The organism is Algoriphagus namhaensis (assembly GCF_042649705.1).
Taxonomy (GTDB): Bacteria; Bacteroidota; Bacteroidia; order Cytophagales; family Cyclobacteriaceae; genus Algoriphagus; species Algoriphagus namhaensis.
Genome location: NZ_JBHRZS010000007.1, coordinates 1510855 through 1531936 on the forward strand (window position 1 = coordinate 1510855; position 21082 = coordinate 1531936).

At 41.8% G+C, this 21082-nt stretch carries 17 protein-coding genes; 7 read left to right on the top strand and 10 right to left on the bottom strand.

What is annotated here, in order from left to right; translation table 11 throughout:
• Positions 1-72: 72 nt before the first annotated feature.
• From ACFOSV_RS14965 to ACFOSV_RS14980, 4 genes are all read right to left on the bottom strand, one after another.
• A complete protein-coding gene (locus ACFOSV_RS14965) occupies positions 73-1671 on the bottom strand; it encodes a SulP family inorganic anion transporter (protein WP_377906839.1) in 1599 nt (532 codons plus the stop codon).
• Between the two features lie 63 nt (positions 1672-1734).
• Entirely contained in the window at positions 1735-3597 is a 1863-nt protein-coding gene (locus ACFOSV_RS14970) for a proton-conducting transporter transmembrane domain-containing protein (RefSeq protein ID WP_377906840.1), read from the bottom strand.
• Positions 3594-6089 (bottom strand): YbcC family protein, encoded by a 2496-nt coding sequence (locus ACFOSV_RS14975; protein ID WP_377906842.1) that lies wholly within the window; start codon positions 6087-6089, stop codon positions 3594-3596. Before ACFOSV_RS14975 ends, ACFOSV_RS14970 begins: the two co-directional genes overlap by 4 nt.
• A 79-nt stretch (positions 6090-6168) precedes the next feature.
• The gene (locus tag ACFOSV_RS14980; RefSeq protein ID WP_377906843.1) at positions 6169-6543 is read right to left on the bottom strand and encodes a hypothetical protein; all 375 of its coding nucleotides are present in this window, start codon (positions 6541-6543) and stop codon (positions 6169-6171) included.
• Positions 6544-7050: 507 nt separating this feature from the next.
• Here ACFOSV_RS14980 and ACFOSV_RS14985 point away from each other — a divergent pair.
• Entirely contained in the window at positions 7051-7644 is a 594-nt protein-coding gene (locus ACFOSV_RS14985) for a DJ-1/PfpI family protein (protein WP_377906844.1), read from the top strand.
• The gene (locus ACFOSV_RS14990) at positions 7641-7958 is read left to right on the top strand and encodes an antibiotic biosynthesis monooxygenase family protein (RefSeq protein ID WP_377906845.1); all 318 of its coding nucleotides are present in this window, start codon (positions 7641-7643) and stop codon (positions 7956-7958) included. The genes ACFOSV_RS14985 and ACFOSV_RS14990 overlap by 4 nt, the downstream gene beginning before the upstream one ends.
• Positions 7959-7962: 4 nt before the next feature.
• Here the strand turns inward: ACFOSV_RS14990 and ACFOSV_RS14995 are convergent, their stop codons facing one another.
• A complete protein-coding gene (locus ACFOSV_RS14995) occupies positions 7963-8472 on the bottom strand; it encodes a hypothetical protein (RefSeq protein ID WP_377906846.1) in 510 nt (169 codons plus the stop codon).
• Positions 8462-9034: a hypothetical protein gene (locus tag ACFOSV_RS15000; RefSeq protein WP_377906847.1), complete on the bottom strand. Its 573-nt coding sequence runs from the start codon at positions 9032-9034 to the stop codon at positions 8462-8464. The genes ACFOSV_RS14995 and ACFOSV_RS15000 overlap by 11 nt, the downstream gene beginning before the upstream one ends.
• Before the next feature lie 128 nt (positions 9035-9162).
• On the opposite strand from ACFOSV_RS15000, the gene ACFOSV_RS15005 reads away from it, so the two are divergent.
• The gene (locus ACFOSV_RS15005; RefSeq protein WP_377906848.1) at positions 9163-9780 is read left to right on the top strand and encodes a hypothetical protein; all 618 of its coding nucleotides are present in this window, start codon (positions 9163-9165) and stop codon (positions 9778-9780) included.
• Positions 9780-10832, top strand: a complete 1053-nt coding sequence (locus tag ACFOSV_RS15010) for an alpha/beta hydrolase (protein WP_377906849.1) — start codon at positions 9780-9782, stop codon at positions 10830-10832. Before ACFOSV_RS15005 ends, ACFOSV_RS15010 begins: the two co-directional genes overlap by 1 nt.
• 1 nt (position 10833) lies before the next feature.
• On the opposite strand, the gene ACFOSV_RS15015 is transcribed toward ACFOSV_RS15010, so the two are convergent.
• The 4 genes from ACFOSV_RS15015 to ACFOSV_RS15030 are packed head-to-tail and all read right to left on the bottom strand — an operon-like array spanning position 10834 to position 17262.
• The gene (locus ACFOSV_RS15015) at positions 10834-12753 is read right to left on the bottom strand and encodes a sialate O-acetylesterase (protein WP_377906850.1); all 1920 of its coding nucleotides are present in this window, start codon (positions 12751-12753) and stop codon (positions 10834-10836) included.
• 8 nt (positions 12754-12761) lie between these two features.
• Complete coding sequence (gene xylA / locus ACFOSV_RS15020; RefSeq protein WP_377906851.1) at positions 12762-14075, bottom strand: xylose isomerase; 1314 nt, start codon at positions 14073-14075, stop codon at positions 12762-12764.
• Positions 14076-14119: 44 nt separating this feature from the next.
• The gene (locus ACFOSV_RS15025; RefSeq protein ID WP_377906852.1) at positions 14120-15616 is read right to left on the bottom strand and encodes a xylulokinase; all 1497 of its coding nucleotides are present in this window, start codon (positions 15614-15616) and stop codon (positions 14120-14122) included.
• Positions 15617-15618: 2 nt separating this feature from the next.
• Positions 15619-17262 carry a sodium/sugar symporter gene (locus tag ACFOSV_RS15030; protein ID WP_377906853.1) on the bottom strand — a complete coding sequence of 548 codons (1644 nt, stop codon included), beginning with the start codon at positions 17260-17262 and terminating at the stop codon, positions 15619-15621.
• Between the two features lie 400 nt (positions 17263-17662).
• On the opposite strand from ACFOSV_RS15030, the gene sdaAB reads away from it, so the two are divergent.
• Genes sdaAB through ACFOSV_RS15045 form a run of 3 tightly spaced genes read left to right on the top strand, consistent with a single transcriptional unit; the run spans position 17663 to position 21041 of the window.
• The gene (gene sdaAB / locus ACFOSV_RS15035) at positions 17663-18340 is read left to right on the top strand and encodes an L-serine ammonia-lyase, iron-sulfur-dependent subunit beta (RefSeq protein WP_377906854.1); all 678 of its coding nucleotides are present in this window, start codon (positions 17663-17665) and stop codon (positions 18338-18340) included.
• A gap of 7 nt (positions 18341-18347) precedes the next feature.
• On the top strand, positions 18348-19697 hold the full coding sequence (locus ACFOSV_RS15040; RefSeq protein ID WP_377906855.1) for a TolC family protein: 1350 nt from the start codon (positions 18348-18350) through the stop codon (positions 19695-19697).
• Positions 19698-19700: 3 nt separating this feature from the next.
• Entirely contained in the window at positions 19701-21041 is a 1341-nt protein-coding gene (locus ACFOSV_RS15045; protein ID WP_377906856.1) for an efflux RND transporter periplasmic adaptor subunit, read from the top strand.
• Positions 21042-21082 lie beyond the last annotated feature (41 nt).

Consider the following 21082-nt stretch of genomic DNA (forward strand, 5'->3'; position numbering starts at 1 on the left):
AGCCGATACCTTGTCAGGTACCGACTAACTTAATTTGGTCTCAAGATTTTTTTTTGAATGGCCAGAAGTGATTTAAACTGTCCTTTTGAGCTTACGTGCCGCAAGCTCGTGATCTGATGCGGGGGTATGATTTTCCAGCCCAACAATGTGAACCGTACCACCATCTCGCTCATAATCTATCTGAAAATGATGGAGATTTTCCATAACCGAATGATCGACGAGTTTGGTGTTTTTCAAATCTATCGTCACGTCAAAACCTGCAGGTATTTCTTCAAGTTTTCGCTTGATGCCTAGGTAATTCGAGAAAATTGCTGCCTTATCTATCTCCACCAAGTATCGATTTCCAGTAAATGAAACCAAAGTCGGAGCTTTAAAAAAGGAGCTGATCGGAGTACCATTCAGCACGTGCATTACCACTTTTAAGACAATACCTGCGGCGATTCCTACCAAAAGATCTTCAAATAAGGTGAAAAAGATAGTCACCAAGAAGATCGCTAGTTGCTCACGCCCAATTTTTAGCGTGTTTACAAATTCCTTTGGATGAGCTAGCTTGATTCCGACTGTAATTAACATGGCTGCAAGAGCTGCATTAGGAATCATTTCAATCAAAGGAGTGGCTACCAAAACGAAGATTAACATAAATAAGCCATGAAAGAAATTTGCCCAACGAGTCTTGGCCCCGCTAGTTACGTTGGCAGAACTACGCGCCACTTCAGAAATCATCGGCAATCCTCCTAGAAATGCTGCTAGCGTATTTCCTGCTCCCACTGCGATAAGATCTCTATTGTTATCAGATTTTCGAGTGTAAGGATCAACCATATCTATGGCCTTTACAGTTAGAAGAGACTCGAGAGAGCCCACCAAGGCAAACATGATGATGTATTTGATGAAAATACCCGTCATGGCTATCCCTCCAAAATCTACATTGTATCCGACGTTTTCTACGAAATTACCGATATGTAGTAAGGCGTATGCTGGCTTAGTGTTTTGAAAATCCATAAGCAATTCTGCCGGGATGGCAATAAGAAGAACAACCAAAGGAGCTGGCACCTTCTTGATGAGAGGGTTTTTGATATATGGCCAGCCCATCATAATAGCCAGTGAGGCTACCCCAATTAATGTGGCTCGAGGATCTAGATTAGCGAAAAATTCGGGTATCGCACCGATCATACTGAAAATACTCAACCCTTTGTACAAGGCTGGGTCAACATCCAAAAGTACAGGGATTTGCTTGGCAATAATTATAATACCAATTGCCGCGAGCATCCCATGGATGGCTGAAAGCGGGAAAATGTCAGCGAGCTTACCCAACTTGAATACTCCAAATAAAACCTGGACTACACCTGCCACAACCATGGCTCCCAAGGCTAATCGCCAACCGATTTCTCCACCCCCAAATTCATTAACCGCACCAGCCACCACGACGATCAAACCCGCGGCTGGGCCTTTAATGGTTAATTTGGACCCTGCCATAAAACTGACCACCACACCACCTATAATCGCGGTCAACAAACCCATGATCGGAGGAAACTCCGATGCTTTGGCAATGCCCAAACTCAAAGGCATCGCCAGCAAGAATACCACAAAACCTGAAAGGGCATCTGAGGTAAAATTTTCTTTTAAACCAGCCCAACCGTCTTTAGGAAGAGCAAGAGAAGTTATTTTTTTCATTTTAATTTTTGCCTAAGGCTTTATAAATGAGCTCTGAAATCAGAGTTTATGTCTTTTGAGATACTATTTTTTTAATTCAAGTTTGATTTCACTCCCTAGGAATAAGCGAGCAAAAATCCGGACGCATACGATCCCCTCCATCACAAAAGCGAGTGCCGCAAAGGCCGCTAAGAGAAACTGATCAGGATGAATATGCGAAAACAAGAGGTCTTCACCAATAAATGTGGGTGAAAGTGGAAAGCCCATTAAGCCCAGCGCACTCAGCAAGAACAAGAAGGCTATCACTGGATATTTTTTCACATAGCCCTGATAATCAGTGAGTCCATGTTGCCCAGTTTTCCTTTTTAACCAAGTGATGAGTAAAAGTCCTGAAAGCCCAAAGACGAATACCCCACTGAGATAGATCATGACTTGCTCCCAAGCAAAGAGCTCATTTTCGGCAATAGCCAATACCATCCAACAATGATTCATGATCAGCATTACCCAGCTAAGACGAGCAGAATGCCTTTCTGAAAAGGCCTTCAGAACCATCAGTAATGCTAAAAGCGCAAAAACTGTTGGCAAATAAATCCGCACTTGCTCAGGCACCTTGTAATCTGCAATCAATAATCCCATCCCAATCAAGTATGCAGGAAGGAAATAATACAGGACAGATCGATAGCTGAGAAAATCCAATTTATGACCAAGCTTTTTGAATGGATTAAAAACCAGCCTATTGATCAGCAAATCTAAATTCCACTCCTTCAGACTCCATAAGTACATGGATATCTTGATTCGATTGAGAGCTCCTTCATTTTTCTTAGCTGCCGAAGGTGCGAAGCCATAGAATTGTTCCCGAATTAGGTAACTCACTACAGAAGGCGAAACCAATAATTGGTATGTTCTCAAGAATGCATTACCGGAAAAATGAATCAATGCCAGCATTTCTAAGCCTGCGGCAAGTTCGATAAACATGATCCCTATTTGGGTAAGCGATGCGTAGCCTATTTGAGTTTTGACCGATGTCTGCACCCTGGCAATGAGCGTAGAAAGGATGGCCGTAGTAAATCCTACAAGACCAATCACCACCCGTACAAGCACCTGATTTTCCCAAAATGGAAAGGTCCGCATGAGTAAAAATACACCGAGGTGAACCGAAAGCGAGCCATAGAAAATCGCTGAGGAAGGCGTAGGCCCTTCCATTGCCCTAGGGAGCCAAGAAGAAAAAGGAAACTGTGCAGATTTGGCAGCTGCCGCCAATAGGATCATCAATGAGATGAAAATCCCAACTCCCGAATGACCAACAAGATGTTCATGCACAAGATCCGAATTCATCAACTTGAGAAAAGTCACATTCTCATGCCAAAGATGATGGCTAGCCCACATGGCTAGGATAATACCCACATCTCCTATTCTGTAAATTGAGAAGACTTTGATCGCATTTCGTGTAGGCAAAAGATGACTACGATAAAATGCTACCAACAAGAATGAGGAAAGCCCAAGAACCTCCCAGCCCACAAATAATGTCTCAAAATTACCGGCAAGGACGGTTACGTTGTATCCCAAATAGAAGAACAGAATAGTGTTAAAAAAGCGCTTATAACCAGGTTCTCGATGCAGATAGTATCTGCTATAAAACGTAATCAAGAAGGTCAATAAGCCGCCAACTGTCACATAGACAGCACCGACTCGATCGAAGAAGAAATCAACGAGAAATTCAAAATTGTCATTTCGATAAATGACAAATTCTTCCAAATTGATAGCCTTAAATCCCTGAATAGCCCAGAAAACTAAATAGATCATGATCACAATAAGGTTAAGCCCCGCGGTGTAAAAGGCTACCTTTGATAAAAGGCCTTCCTTGCGCTCAGGAACCAATAAACTGATCAGGAATCCCAGTAAAGGAATCCCAATCATCGCTTGAATCCAAAATGCTAGATCTATCATAAGGAATCAATTAAGTAGACAGGTAAATTTTCTGAAGAGGAGCGCAAGGTATCAGTGAGATGATCCACATGGCTGGTTGGAGTAAGAGGCTCATAAGCCTCAAATTCACCCTCTTTGTACTGGTAGAAAACCTTGGTTTTCGGCTCGATTACTACAAAATGGACCCAGTAATTTTTGATCCATTCGAAAGTATTCGGAGCATTCTGCAAGACCTTCCAAATTACATCTATATGGTGCTCCACAATGAGCATCAAGCGAATGGGATCGTGAATTTCCACCATTTGATACGGTAAGCCAGTGCGCAAATCTCCATCCGCTCCATTGGCTACCCCAATCAGTCCCATGACATTATGCGGAAGTTTTGTCCCAGCTCCTAGCCTTTCATTGTCCATGCGGGAAAAGTAGTACTCTAGATTTATCCCTCCACAAACCGGCGCAGCAGCGGCTAGAATTTTGTTCAGGGCCACTCCCTCAGAATCTTTTCTATAGTCGTAAGAATTTAAAAAGGCTCGCCTATCAAAAAACAGATTTTTGATGGTTGATTTTCTCGAAACGATACAAAGACTATTCGTAGCATGATTGTATTCCGGTCTTGGCTCAAAAAGTGAAAAGGCTCTCTTTTTTACCGAATCATGGATAGAAGAAGTCGACTTATCTTTAGAAAGTGTAGCAAATCGCCTGGATCTTTCCACCGCATTTATATCCAATGATTTTTTAAATACTTCTAGATTTCGCTGATGAAGCTCTCTATTGCCCGGAGATAAAACCTCTAAATCAAAATAGGCGATTTCATCCTTAGTTGTGTCATGAAGGGCTCCAACAAATTGAGTTGTTTCGGGAATGTTCATCCCTCTATCTCTCAAAATTTCTCTCACTCTCGGGTCATTGGCCATATAAGCAGCCACTCTTGCATTTACTGAACCCGGTCGGCCGCAGCAGGCTCCACAGTCATACCCCGCATAATGAGTATTGTTGATGCTTGAGGCACCATGACTGATCAAATAAAGAAGCGGAGAAAAACCATCAATCAAACCTATGCTTCTCAAAAGCCCTTCTACACGATCTGCCATTTCGGATATTTTAAACCCTATTTGAAGTCCCTCTTGAAATTCTCCTGAATGCTCGATGGACAAACTTCCATCTGGATCCATATGCTTAAAGGACGACACTTCTAAATCCGAAGAAGACGGACTGAAAATATTCTTGATTAGGCGTAAAGCCGACCAAAACCCTACGGTTTGAGCACTTAACCAACCGCCTACAAGCGAATGATTATTCTGATGAAAATGGATTTCTTTACCTAGCTTTTTGTTTGAAGCTGTCTCCCTAATCAAGTATTTAGGATCCATAGGAGCGGGACAAACCTTGGTGTGAAACTTCCCAAACTCAGGTTGAAAGTAAAATTCAACATTGAAAAATCCAGGGGTACCAAAAGTAGCGCATTCAGGATCCACAAACTCTACATGCCGACGAATAGAGCATTCTCGATCATCAATGCAAAACATAGCTTGAAAACTAGGAATCTTTTTAGATTCAGACTCGCTTGGGACATGGGCTATTCCTGCCAACACTTCATCGTAGTAGCTCCACTCAAATGCTTCTTGCCAGAGCGAAATCAAAGTGTCCTCTGAATTAAGCTTCTGCTTTTGAAACAAAACTGAAGTATCAAAGGGATGCTTAATTCCGATCGGAATCCAATTTTCCCCAAACTTCTGATCCAAATAATCAATCTCTAGCAAACACTCAAAAATCAGCAGATCATTAAAATCTATGGGCCTACTATCCAATAGCGAACTCGGCTGATCCTGAAGTACGGAGACCATTCCCGACCATCCCGGATGCGCGAACTGCTGATCAAATAAGTACCAACCATAGGAATCTGGCTTGCCTACCAGAATATCTAGGACCATTTCGAGGTCTAATTTTGGGTGCTCAATAAGTTTAACAACCCTTGGTGACTTAAAGATGCTCGAGTAACTCATCTCGTGCATGGTCTTAATCGCCTGTAAAAACCCTTTCGACTCTATCGGAAATGGCCAGAGAGAAATCCCTTGGTCGAAATAGGCAGAGAGTAAACGAAATAGAAATGGGTGAACTCTTTTATCCAGATTTATATGGTAATCTGACTTCCAATGTGCTCTGAAACTTCCAACTAACCCCAATTGAACTTGATCGGACATTGGAGAAAGCATTTCTTGTTTTTCTAGAATCCAGTTATTGCCATATTTCTCTTTCAAAATTCGATCGAGTACAGATTCTTTAATTTTTCCCTTCTGGAACAATTCCTGATAGGCTTTGAAACTGAGATAACCTTTGTACCCAAACTTCACTTTAGCTGATTTCAAGGCGTGATGGAATGACAAATCTTGAAAAGCATGGAGCGTATTGTGATGTACAAAGTCCTTTAATGGGGCTTGACTAGGAAGGTAATGCCGTAATTTGTATATGGCATCCTCCAAAGAAAAGGCAGTTTTTCCCTGAGAAATGGACATAATGTTTTAAGAATTAATGAATGAATGCTCTAAGAAGAGCTGATAAAAATGCCGTCAGACGGCAACAGGTCCTAAAAAATCAGGCTTGATAGCTTCTCCAAGAGTGGAAAAGCTTGTATAAAGGCACATTAGTGGCCAGAGACTTGGTGGTAAAAATAGAATTTACCGCATTACCAATAGAATAATTCAGTATGTCAGAGAAATCATATCTAAAAGAGTCGCTAGGATGCTCTACCTCCGATTCTGTTTTCTCTTCCTCCTCTAGATTTTCTAAATATCCAAGATCACGATTTTCATCGTCAACTATGGCATGCAAATACAGACTACCAGGCTCTTGGTCTGCGCTATGCTGTATTGACTGTTCAAATGGATTGATTTGAAGTAATTCTCCAACGCCGTCACTTGCGGAGAGAGCGTGGGTAAAAAAAAGAATGAGAGAGAAGAATAAACTCATGACTTTCAAATCGCTCGAAATTTAAATATTTTCTTAATCCTTTATATAAATTTTACTTATTTTTTTCATAAAATTTTTTAATCAAAAAAAAAGCCCCGCATTTGCGGGGCTCAGGGTGATGTGAACAACTTTTCTCAAACTCCTTATTTCTAAACCGATCTTAAAGACTCGACTTATTTGGTATAAGGAAACCTATCATCAATAGTTGGTATTAGTTTTACTTATTCGGAACACTTCAAGAAGCCCCTTTCACTTAACCTATAACAAATATCTAATTCAAAAGAATTAAATTTTGATATTCAATCATTAAATACAATAAACAGAATTTATTACTGTTGTTGATAAAGTTTTAATCGTCTTGCATACAAATATACTGAGGCATTTTGGTTGGGTTATAAGGCTAAACATTTATTTGATTTTAATCAAATGCAAAAAAATGTATTCGAAATGTTAACAAACATTAAAGATAGGTTTTGCCAAGGGACCAAAAATCTTCATCTTTAATCCATGAAAACAGTAGGGATTTATTTATTCGACGAAGTTGAAGTTTTGGACTTTGCCGGACCTTTTGAGGTTTTTTCGGTTGCATCGCAACTCAGAAATTATGAATCCCATAGAGTTCTTACGTTTTCGGATGAGGGACAAACTATTCATGCGGTAAATGGACTTTCCGTAAATCCAGACCAAAGTCTAGAGCAGATTGAAACCTTGGATTTTTTGGTGATTCCAGGAGGCCAAGGCTCAAATGAGGTTATTAAAAAACCAGCCGTTCTTCAAAAGCTTGATCAACTCATTCAGTCCGCTGAATGGACCATGAGCGTTTGTTCTGGCTCTAGGGTTCTTGGTGTTCTAGGACACTTGGACCACAAGGCCTATTGCTCACACCATAGCGTATATTCCAATATGACAGAGATCGTCCCTTCTGGTGACCCAAGACCAGATTTACGCTTTGTACCGGCGGATGAAAAAATTTATACAGCAGCAGGGATTTCAGCAGGTATCGACCTTTCCTTTTTCCTTTTGGAGCAAACTTGGGGAATCGAACTAGCCATCGAAACCGCAGAATACATGGAATATTTACCTTATCTAAGCAAAGAATGATTGCCTCCACTCCTCAGCCTCCCTATTACGCAGTAATTTTCACCAATATGCGCACAGATTCAGATCAAGGCTATGCCGCCATGGCTAAATCTATGATCGAACTCGCCTCTCAACAGCAAGGCTATCTAGGCCACGAAAGCGCTCGTGAAAAAACTGGTATAACGGTGAGTTATTGGAAAAGCTTGGATGCCATTAAAAACTGGAAACAGCAAACCGATCATCTTATCGCCCAAAAGTATGGACGAGAAAAGTGGTATTCCTCTTATAAAACCCGAATTGCTTTAGTGGAACAGGATTATGGATTTGGATTATAGTCTGCTAGAAGGCATATCCAAAGCTCACGCCTGCATACAAAGGCCAAAATGTACCACTCCCAAAGAACGGCGTTAGCGTAGCCCGGAAAAGAAAACCGCCATCCACAGGCTCGCTTCGATATCCAATAATCATATTCCCTGCAATCCCATCTCCAAAATTTCGATCATCGCTTGAGGCAAATGTATTGGTATTGTCAAACCCAACGACGTATGTTCCTCCGAGCCCAAGCTCGAAATACTTCCCATTTTTACCCAATAAATAATTCAAACCAAAAGGAAAGGTAGCTGCTCCTGTACCTTCAACCGAGAGAAAAGACAAGCCTACTTTATAACCCAAACCATCCAAACGTTTCTCAAATCGCTGATCGTAATTGAATGAATAAAGCAATCCATTACCAAAGAGTTCTGCATAAACGCCTCTGCCTCTTTCGCGAGCTTCGAGCTGAGCCATGGCAACACTAGACCAAAACATTATGCCAAGTACGGCCAAGGAAAAAATACTCTTAAAACGCATATCCAAAGCCTATTCCGGCATATAAAGGCCAAAAACCATTGTTATTGAAAATTGGATTCAAGTTCACTTTCCACATAAACCCTCCATCCACTGGTACTTTTCTATAGCCAAAATTAAGCGTACCCATAACACTTGGTGAGCCATCTACATCCAAGATGAAGCTATAATTATCAGAAGCGTAGGAACTGCAAACATAATTCCCGTTGGCATCAAAGAAACCATCCACACAGTAGGAATCATTGTACTTATCATCAAAAGCAAAAAATGTAAAACCTCCCCCGATTTCAAAATAGTGAGGTCCTTTGCCAAAAAGTCGATTTACCATAATCGGTGCAGAGAAAAAGCTCTCATTTGTGGTAGTATATCCTCCGATGCCCACTCGCATTCCCCAAGAATCCATCTTAGTCTTATCAAATCGGAAATCATAATTAAAGCTGTATGGAAGTCCAGCCCCTCCTAGCTCTAGATATACCGAATTAGTAGGTAATTTCGTGTCTTGTGCAAGAGTAGTTTGATACGCAAAGAGCAGGGTGATTAATGAGTAAAGTAGAGCGTGTTTCATAGTTGGGATTTTAAAAACGATATGGCTATTGAAACGATAATTCTTAGGTATCGTTTCAAAAACGACTGTGTAAATTATAGAAAAACAAAGGTCACCAAAAAAGCCGTAGAATTCACTAATTTTAAACCATGAAATCAGGGGGTAGTAATCAGAAGTTTAGCAATAAGGTTGTCTCCATAACTTTGAGTCTGCTTGCAGTTAATCTGGTGATCTTAATTATCTTTTCCTGCGTGGGCGATGATTCGACATTCGGAAATCCATTTGGAGATTGTCCCGCAGCAAGCAATGCAAATGCGGTGGATTTATCCGTGTTTTATAGCCCTTTTAAAAATTCTATGTATTCAAGCCCCACGGATACGGTAAGTTTAGACGAATTTGCTTTCAATATTGAGTTAACCCCAGAGCTGATCAGTTCCAGTGAGAGAGGTGGGTTTCCAGGTCAAGCTTATGCATTGAGTTGTGCACAAACCTTTAATTTCAAAAATATTTCAAATATTACGGTGATCCTCAAATCACCCTTCAATAACCTGCCGATTGGCACAGATATATCTTATCTCCTGACCCTTGCTGACGCCACCACCTTGGATGATTTGAGAGATTTTCAACGTACCGCCAGTTTTTTCAACATGAAACTTACCGTGGTGCCTCCGAATTATTCACAACTTCATACACAGACCTTCCTATTTCTTCGTGACGGAAGTCAAATAGTGGTAGAATCGACGAGCCCGTACATCCAAACTAATTAATGAAAATTCTTCAAAAAGTATTTCTTGGCTTTTTTGTGACCGCCATAGTATTGGTCATTCTTTATATGCTCGGCCCCAAGCTAGAGCCTGTAGCGCTTACTATCAACTACCCTGAAGTTGGTACGATCACTCAAATCGAAACTTATATCGCACAGCGCGAAGACAGCGTTCAAGGTCTGAAACCGGGAAATGAGGCCTACATTGTTTGGGCAAACCCGGAAACGAAAGAAAAGACCCCTTACTCCATCGTCTACATTCATGGTTTTGGAGCAAGCCCAATGGAGGGAGACCCTGTCCATCGATTTCTTGGAGCACATTTCGGAGCCAATGTCTTTGTTACCCGGCTTCCAGAACACGGGATAAAGCGTGACAACGGCATGGAACACCTCACTCCAGAAATACTGGCTGATGCAGCTGGAGAAGCCTACGCGATAGGTAAGACAATCGGGGATGAAGTAATAGTTGTGGGAACTTCCATGGGTGGTGCTTTGACGATTTTGCTAGGATCACAACAGCCAGAAATCAAAGCTTTGGTGGCTTATTCACCTGCTATTCGAGATAACGGACAGCGTCTGGAAGCTTTTTATTCACCCTGGATGGAGAAGCTTATGGAATGGACCATGTCAGAAAATGGAGTAGTTCATCAAGAACGAGAAGGAGAGAAAAAGCTTTATTGGTCGGAGGACTACCATATGCATGGATATGAAAGCCTTGCGCAGCTTATGTATTCAGAGATGAATTCAGAGACTTTTGCCAAAATCAATCAACCCTTCATGCTGGGGTATTATTATAAAAACGAGGAGGAGCAGGACTTCGTGGTTTCTGTTCCCAAAATGCTAGAAATGTTTGAATCCATCTCCACTCCCGATCGATTAAAGAAAGAGATGGCTTTCCCCGATGCAGGAGATCATGTGATTGCCAGTTCAATCACTTCGGGTGATTGGGAAGGGGTTCTTTTTTCCACGATAGATTTTCTTGAAAATGTTGCCGGGATTCCTGCTGCAGCTCAATTTTCCGAGCTGAATTTGAACAAGGTCCCGACCTTGGATTGACCTACTTCTCTTCACTCAAAAGAAATCGAAAAGGTACTGCCGGAAGACCCGCAGAATTGATCAAATTGACTGCTGGATTATCTGCCCAGGCGTACCGAATCTCGGTAATTTCCGCTTTTCCTTCAAGGTCAATTTGAACTTGATTTTCGCCAAGAATACTGGCTTCTGCTTTCACAAACTGTCCTTTTTCATTCCCCAGAATGAAGGCCTGGGCTTGGTCACCTTGAGTCAATTTCAGCCCCTCTCCTACTGACTTGAAAGTCAAAATCAGGGTAGATTCATTTTGTATGACAGTATCAATCCTTGGGCCTTCGGCCAAAACATCTTCCTCAAAAGCTACTTTTTTTGCTAAAAGCCACAGTCTTTCACCTACATCCTTTTTGTTTCTAGGATGGATATCGTCCGCTTCGCCAATATCAATGATTACCGCCATTCCTGTGTTAGGTAGTGAAAGCGTTTGATCCTGAGCCTCCCTCAAAAATGCCCAGTCACTATCAGGTTGTACCTCTTGAGGCTCCATGAAATTGGCCAATTGAACAAATAGAAAAGGAAAATCGCCGATTCCCCACTTGTCTCTCCAGTTTTGAATCATGGCCGAAAACAACTCTCTATATTCCTCATGGCGTCCCGCATTGCTTTCGCCTTGATACCAAATTGCTCCTTTGATAGGATAATTGATCAAAGGATAAATCATTGCATTGTACATCATTCCAGGTTGGAAACTTAGCCATTCCACCTTTGGTAGCTGTGGCTCTACAATGGAATTAGAATAAGCCCACGTACCCTCCAAAGACACTTTTTGGCCAGAGACAGTCAGATACATTTCATCCTTTGAGCCAATCCTGGGCTCATTATTCCAAGTATTCGCCGCCCGAACTGTGATTACATTTGACCCTTTGAAAAGCCATTCCGAAGGAACATCTAAAACAGGCATCGCAACACCCCAATCCTTGTAAAAAAGAAGTCGCCCATTGATATAGACGTAGGCTTGCTGATCAATTGAAGCTAAAGTAAGCGATACCTCTTCTGTGCTATTAAGTCGAAACGATTTCCTTACCCAGGCAATGTGTTGAAGCGGATTGGCGCTAGGTAAATTAACCCTTCGCCATGATGCGTCATTGTAGCCTATTGAAGAAACTTCAAAAGAGGCCAAGGAATCGGGTCCTTTGACCAAAATATCACGAATTTCTCGTCTCTTTTCGTTAGCGACATTCTCTGCCTCATACACATCTGGATTCGAAAGAATTTCTTGTGATTTCTCCGAAAAGGATTTCTCTAAACCTACCAAGACCTCCAGGTCTGTCCAACCCTCCGCAGGTGAACCTCCCCAATTGGATTCAATAATCCCGACTGGGACATCCTTTTCAGCTCGATTCTTTTTGGCAAAAAACCAGGCCACCGCTGAAAAGTCGTGCATATTTTCTGGGGTAGCTTTTTTCCATTCTCCCCCTGCCACATCTGGCTGCGGAAAAGCACTGTAAGAATTCGGGACTTTGAAAAAACGAATATTCTCAAAGCCCCCTTGTTCATATTCTTGTTCTGCACCCACAACGCCCGCTTTCAGAGGCCACTCCATATTGGATTGACCTCCAGCCAACCAAACATCTCCGATATACACGTCATTCACCTGGACTTGATTGACAGCAAGTACATAAGGACCACCAGCTGTCAATTCAGGTAATTCAACATGCCAAGTGCTGTCCTCTAACACCGTATTACTGCTGACAACCCCAGCTAGTGTCACACGAACCTTCCTCCCGGGAATGCCCTTTCCCCAAACCTTGAGAATCTCACCACGCTGAAAGACCATTCCTTCAGAAATAATCTTTGGCAAAATAACCTCTGAATCATACGAGGGAGTCGAGCAACTAAGCCCGATCAACAAAGGAATACTTAAAAGGAAAAGCCGGGCATTTTTCATGGGAAGAATTAGATAAATCGATTCAATAAATTCTCGAAGAGTTCTTGTTTACCACTGGTTTTGGCAGGCTCTCCATTGGCGAAGGCATGATTTCTTAAATCCTCCAAGGTCAATTTGCCTTCTTCAAAGGCTTTACCATTTCCAGAATCAAAGCTTGAGTAGCGAGCTTTTCTTCGCTCAAGGTAATCCGAGTTATTCAAAATGTTTTCAGCTATGATCATGCTTCTCGCAAATGCATCCATACTTCCGATATGCGCATGAAACAAGTCATCCATATCCGTGGAGTTTCTACGGACTTTCGCATCAAAGTTTACTCCACCACCTTGAATACCGCCGGAAGTTAAAATCACCAACATGGCCTCAGTGAGCTCTTGCAGGTTCATCGCAAATTGATCCGTATCCCAGCCATTTTGGTAATCTCCGCGATTCGCATCTATACTCCCAAGCATTCCTGCATCAGCGGATACTTGAAGCTCATGTTGAAAGGTGTGTCCGGCTAAGGTAGCATGGTTCACTTCGATATTTAATTTAAAATCCTTGTCTAAACCATGATGACGCAAGAATCCTATTACTGTAGCTGCATCGTAATCATACTGATGTTTAGTTGGCTCCATCGGCTTAGGCTCAATGAAGAACGTGCCTTTGAATCCATTCTTCCGCGCATAATCTCGAGCCATAGTGAGGAATTGAGCCAGATGCTCTGTCTCTCGTTTCATGTCTGTGTTGAGCAGAGACATGTAGCCCTCACGGCCACCCCAGAAGACGTAATTCTCTCCTCCCAGCTTGATGGTCGCATCCAATGCATTCTTTACTTGAGTCCCTGCAAATGCGAGTACATTGAAGTCTGGGTTTGTTGAAGCCCCGTTCATATATCGAGGGTTGCTAAAAACATTTGCCGTCCCCCAAAGGAGTTTAATACCAGTCTCTGCTTGCTTTTGCTTGGCATAATCGGTGATGATTTCCATGTGCTTTTCATATTCAGAAAGGCTATTTCCTTCATCAATAAGATCTATATCATGGAAGCAATAATATGGCGCCCCTATTTTCGTGATAAATTCGAAGGCGGCATCCATTTTATCCTTTGCACGTTGGATAGGATCTGATGCTGCATCCCAAGGATGCACAATGGTACCTGGACCAAAGGGATCGCCTCCTGTTCCGCAGAAGGAATGCCAGTATGCAATTGAAAATTTGAAAAGCTCCTTCATCGTTTTTCCGGCAATCTTTCGATTTTCATCGTAATAGCGGAAAGCTAATGGATTATCAGATTCAAGCCCCTCAAAGGCTACTTTGTCGATTCCTGAAAAAAATTCTTTAGACATAATTTGTTCTTTAGGTTTAGGTTTAATTGTTGACTCTTTTTGGTTTAATTCTTTAAAAATGTGAGCAAATGCTCTTTCCAAGTAGCATAGACTTCTTGGTATTGTGGTATAAAATTCGGATTTGGAGTGAAAGTCTCTAGAAGTTCCAAAGTCTCAAAGGCTTCCTGCGTGGTGGAAAACACCCCTGCTCCAACTCCGGCACCTCGGGCAGCACCTTGAGCGCCATCTGTGTTGTAAAAATCCAGTTCGACTTCATTCATATGAATAAATGCACTTCGGAAAACCGGGCTCAAGAACATGTTGGCCCTTCCTGCTTTAACTTTATTAAGGTTCAATCCCATGTCTTTCATGATATCAAAACCATAGGTGAGTGCCGAAACAATTCCTTCTTGTGCCGCTCGCATCAAATGGGTTTTGTCATGTTGAAGCAAATCCAGTCCAAGTAATTGCGCCCCCAATATTCTATTTTCTAAAATTCGCTCTGCACCATTTCCGAAAGGCAAAAAGGAAAGTCCGACAGCTCCTATCGGTGCCGATTTGGCCCATATATTCATCTCCTGATAATCGAAATCTCCTGCACCCAGATTCCTTTTCAGCCAACTATTCAGAATGCCTGTCCCATTGATGCACAGCAATACACCATAGGATGGTTTTTCGATTTGATGATTAACATGTACAAATGTATTGACCCGAGACTTTGGATCAGAAAGCGGCTCAGTAGTCACCCCGTAAACCGTACCGGAAGTTCCTGCTGTAGTCGCCAATTCACCTGATTTTAATACGTTTAAGGAAAACGCATTATTTGGCTGATCACCAGCACGATAAGTAATTGGAATACCGGCTTCCAAGCCAGTTATTTTTGAAGCTTCAGTGGTAACTTCTCCCTGTTTGGAAAAAGAAGGCTTCACTTCAGGAATCCAAGATTTCGGAATTTGATAATTAGCTAAAACTTTATCGCTCAGCTCATTTATTTTAAAATCCCAAAAAACTCCTTCTGAAAGTCCTGTCTCAGAGGTTAAGATTTCTCCCGTCAGTTTCATGGCAATAAAGTCACCAGGAAGCATGATCTTATGAATTTGATCTGCTATCTCAGGCTCATTTTCCATTACCCATCGGAGTTTTGAAGCAGTAAAATTTCCCGGTGAATTAAGAAGGTTACCAAGGCAATATTCTTCACCAAGCTCCTGGAAGGCTGAATTGCCCAGTTCAATCGCACGACTATCGCACCAGATTATCGATGGGCGTAGAACCTGATGATCTTTATCTACCACTACGAGTCCGTGCATCTGATAAGCTATTCCTATGGCCTGGAGTTCTCCTGGCTTTACTTTACCCGTTTTTAAAACAGCTTGAATAACCTGTACGGTGTACTTCCACCACATTTCGGGGTCCTGTTCTGCCCAGCCACTCTTTTGTGCCATGATCGGCATTTCCTTAGAAGGCATGGACTTAGAAGCATGAACGACTCCTGAATCGGCATTAAGCAAGGAAGCTTTCACGGAAGAACTTCCCAAATCTAATCCTAGCAAAAGTTTTCTCATGATTACCAGAATACAATATAAAGCGCAGCAATAATACCCGAGATGATAAAGGCTCCTATCTTAAATCCTGTACTAGTTTTGAATAGGTCTTTATTGATATCAATGGAGTTTGGATGATCTTTTCCTTTGCCTTCATAAAGAGAAATAGCTATCATTAAGGCTGCTAAAACCAAGAATACAACCCCCATTCGATCGATAAATGGCAATGCTGGGAAAACTACTTTCAATACAACCGAAAGAGGGATACTAAGCCCCGCTCCCACTAATGCTGCATTTGAAGTCGTTTTTTTCCAGAAAACACCAAAGAAGAAAATGGCGAAAACTCCTGGACTGATAAAACCGGTGTACTCTTGAATAAACTGAAAAGCCTGATCCAATTGGCCCAATGCAGGTGCAACGATCGCGGCGATCACAAAAGCAACTGCGGCTGTAATTCGACCTACTTTTACCTGCTGGCGTTCAGACGCATTTTGCCCAAAATATTTTTTATAGATGTCCATCGTGAAAATGGTCGACGTACTATTAGCCATTGAGGCCAAAGATGAAACAATTGCCGCAGTCAAAGCTGCAAATGCTAATCCCTTCAATCCTACTGGAAGCAATTGCAACAAGGTAGGATAGGCACGATCAGACTTAACTAGCCCAGTGCTTGGGTCTGTCATGGAGTTAATAAAGCCAGGATCGATTCCGTCTTTTACAATCACCCAAGCCGCAATTCCGGGAATTACAACGATTAATGGCATCAAAAGCTTGAGAAAACCTGCGAAAATCATCCCTTTCTGAGCTTCATCAAGGCTTTTTGCTGCTAAAGCTCGCTGTGTGATATATTGATTAAAACCCCAATAACTCAAATTGGTAATCCACATTCCACCTACCAAAACACTCAAACCAGGGAGATCGAGATAAGCATCTTTTGTTCCTCCGGATCCATCAGGAATCATCATTTCGCCTTTTGATAAAATCATAGAAAAATGACCAGGAACTTCTTTGCGAAGCATACCTAAACCTTCCCAAGCATCTCCTCCACCGACCATTTGCAGCGAAATATAAGTAGTGGCTAGGCCACCACAAATCAGGAATACAACCTGAACAACATCAGTCCAAGCTACGGCCTTAAGTCCTCCATAAATGGAGTAGATCATGGCAAACATGGCCAAACCAATTATTCCATAGACTAAAGGAACATCCAGAATGGTATTCAAGCTCAAAGCTCCTAAATAAAGTACAGAGGTCAAATTCACGAAAACGTAAAGCAAGAGCCAGAAGATGGCCATTGTAGTTCTAACCCTACCATCGTAGCGATCCAAAAGAAAACCAGGCATGGTGTAAATACCCTTTTTGATGTAAACGGGTAAGAAAAATATAGCCACCACCAAAAGTGTAGCTGCCGCCATCCATTCGTAAGTCGAGATGGCTAGACCTAATGCGAAGCCTGAACCTGACATCCCAATAAACTGCTCTGCCGAAATGTTTGACGCAATTAAGGAAGCGCCAACTGCCCACCAGGGCAATGCCTTCGAAGCAAGAAAGTAATCAGAGGAATTTTTTTCGTGTCCTTTCTTTTCCTGAGAAACAAAAATTCCCATTCCGATAATCAAAAGACAATAACCTACAAAAACAACGAGGTCTAATGGTTCTAAAAGCATAGGCTTGGTTTAAAGGGTTTATTGAAACGATACCTGAGAGCTTTCTCAAGCGCTTAAGCGGATAAATATAATGTTTTCATGCAAACGTATGCATAGATTTTATGAAGTATGGTTTCAGACATACTTGTCTCCAAGCAAAAATGAAGATGAAAAGCTTAAAAAAAGCTGAAGCAAACCTGAGTTCAAAGCCATTTCTACCACTGGACAATCGCTTAAACTGTACCATAATCGACCATTGCTATGTCCAAAAATGAACACTATTAAATCCCTTAATACTAAACTGTTCGCAAAAAGGTTAAACAGAATCTCCTTTAAATCACAATTACTGCTGTTAATCAAAAAAAACACTCTCTTTTTGAAAATGACCTTACCTTAGCACTAAAATTGAAAAACATAGGTCATGGCAAACAAAAGCAGTGTATTTGATATGATTGGTCCGGTAATGATTGGACCTTCTTCATCCCATACTGCGGGAGTGGTGAGGATAGCCCGTGCGGCTATACGCGTGCTAGGCGGGATTCCTGAAGAGGCAGAAATCACCTTTTACAATTCATTTGCTCGCACGTATGAAGGGCATGGAAGTGATCGAGCCATTATTGGGGGATTGTTGGATTTTAAAACTGATGACCCTGCTATCAAAACAGCCTTACAAAGTGCTGAAGAAAAGAATTTGAAATTCAAGTTCAAATCCATCGGGAACTCCTCGGTTCATCACCCCAACACGATCAAACTGAATTTGACCAAAGGGGAAAGAAAAATCGAAGTTGTCGGTGAAAGCCTAGGTGGTGGTGTGATTAATATTGCTGAGATTGATGGTTTTGTTGCCAATTTTTCAGCGCAAGATCACACCTTAATCATCAAGGCCGCGGATGTTTCTGGGGCGATTGCTTTTATTTCAAGTGTGATTGCACAAGAAAAAACGAACATTGCTACTATGTCAGTTTCTAGAAAAGGAAAAAATGACCTAGCTTGCCATGTGATTGAAATGGACTCCGGGCTTAATCCCATTACCCTGAACTACTTGAAATCCTTACCTTGGATCAAAGAATTAATTTATATACCAGACATAGATCTCTAAACCAACAATGAAAAAGCTATTTCTCAGCTTCATTCTGGGTTCTATTTTTCTTCTATCTGCACAAGCACAAGATCAAGGCAGTTCGGCCGTATATGATCTACAGACTGCAGTACAGGTAGCTTTAGAAAATAATTTGAACCTTCAAAGAAGCCAACTTAACCTCCAGAGCACCGAAGCAACACTACTTCAAAATAAAGGACAGCGCTTTCCTTCCCTATCCACTGGCGCGAGTTCAGGATATCGTTGGGGTCGTTCTGTTAACCCGGTAACCAACCTCTTCGAAAACAACCGAATCGGAAACGTCAATCTCTTTGCAAATTCAAATGTGACCCTTTTTGGCGGGGGAAGAATTAATAATAGCATCAATCAATCCCAGTCTGATATTGAATCTGGAATGTATACGATTGAGGCAACTAGGAATGATATTACACTAAATATCATTAACCTCTTTATCAATGTGGTTTTCAACAGAGAGCAACTAAAGATTGCCAAAAATCAACTGCAGACCACCCAAGAGCAGCTGGAGCGTACCACTAAACTGGTGGATGCTGGATCACTTCCCTACTCGGACCAGCTAGACACCCAGTCTCAGAATGCTACAAATGAATTGGAAGTCATTAACGCAACCAACAACCTTAGAATCGCAAAACTCAATCTTGCTCAAGCGATGCAGATTCCTTTCAGTGAGGAATTTGATGTAGTTGAACCCAAGTTTGAAATCAATGAAGATCTAATGGCATCTGAAACGGCGGGAGAGATTTACGAAATTGCAGTAGATTTTTTACCTGAAATTAGAGCAGCAGAGGCGGCAGTACAAAGTTCAGAGTACGGCGTGAAAGTCGCCAAAGGAGCATTCTACCCTTCCTTGAGTGTCGGAGCAAATGTTTTCTCTAACTATGTGGATCTGGTATTCGGCATGGGAGATCGGCCGTCTTTTGGAGAACAGATTGAAAACAACCTTTCTCAGTCTTTGAACTTCCAATTGAACATTCCAATCTTCTCTAACCTTAATAATAAGGCAAGCCTTCAGCGTGCTCGAGTGCAGCAACAACTGAGTGAAATTTCCGCTGAGGAGGCGCGAAACCAATTAAGACAGGATATTGAAACTGCATTTAATAGTGCGTTAGCAGCTGAGCAATCTTATGAGGCATCCCTTGTACGGGTAAAAAGTCTGGAAGAATCCTTTAGAATCGCTCAGCAAAGATTCGATCTAGGAGCGATAAATTCTGTGGACTTCCAGGTAGCACAAAATAACTTCTTCAATGCACAGGCAGACTTATTGAATGCCAAATACACCTATATTTTCAGAGTGAAAGTCCTGGACTTTTACCTGGGCAACCCCATTAATCTTAACTAAACCATGGCTAATAAAAAATCAAACAAACTACTCTATTACCTTCTCGGAGCTGTAGGTATTATTATCGTTTTCGCCATCATTGGCAGATCTGCAGGATGGATTGGTGGAGTACCTGAGACTGAGGTTGAATTTGCCACTGCAAAAAAGACCACAATTGTAGAGAAAGTCAGTGCTTCTGGTGAAATCCAGCCAGAAATTGAAGTAAACTTAAGTCCGGACGTTGCCGGTGAAATTATCGAATTGAATGTTCAAGAGGGTGATTCTGTGGCAGTTGGTAAACTTTTAGTGAAGATCCGACCTGATAACTTTATCTCAGCACTTGACAGAAGTAAGGCAAATTTGAACCAACAAATGGCAAATTTGGCCCAGTCTAGGGCAAACTTGCAAAGATCAGAGGCTCTTTTCAGCCGAACCAAGCAGACTTATGATCGACAGAAGACCCTTTTTGAGCAAAAAGCCATCTCTGAAGCAGATATGGAGCAAGCTGAGGCAGATTATGTTTCGGCACAAAAAGATCTCGAAGCAGCTAAACAAAATGTGTTGGCTTCTGAATTTGTAGTGAAGTCTTCCCAAGCCACGGTAAATGAAGCCGCAGAAAATTTGAGATTGACCAATGTTTACTCTCCTGTAAGCGGAATCGTATCAAACCTTCTCGTGGAGCAAGGAGAAAGAGTGGTAGGAACTCAGCAAATGGCGGGTACTGAAATGCTAACCATCGCAGATCTTTCTAAAATGGAAGTACGAGTGGACGTCAACGAAAATGATATCATCAGACTAAGCCTTGGTGATACCACTATTATTGATGTGGATTCTTACTCAACTACTAACAAGACTTTTAAAGGAATCGTAACAAGCATCGCCAATACTGCAAATCCAAAGGCGACCTCTGATGCGGTTACAGAATTTAAAGTGAAAATCAGAATCTTGAATGATTCCTATGCAGACCTAGTAGCTCAAGGAAACAAGTACCCATTCAGACCTGGAATGACTGCCTCTGTGGATATTATCACTACCTCGAAGTCAGATGTGCTTTCTGTTCCTCTTTCTGCAGTAACCACTCGTGAGACAGAAGTAGACACTCTAGCAGATGGATCTACTCGGGTGCGTGAAATTGTCTTTGTAAATGATGGCGGTGTAGCCAAAATGAAAACTGTCAAAACCGGAATCTCTGACTTTGAAAATATAGAAATTCTTGAAGGCTTAGCTGCTGATGAGCAGGTTATTTCCGGTCCCTACTTTGTAGTGAGCAAATCGCTCAAAGAGGGAGATCTTGTAAAGGCTATGGGTAGAAGTGAAAACGGTGAAGGAGCTTCTGGAAGTGGCGTGAGTGTTTCAATAAATTAAAGATCCGCTACCTTCAAAAAAGGCTCCGAAATTAATTTCTG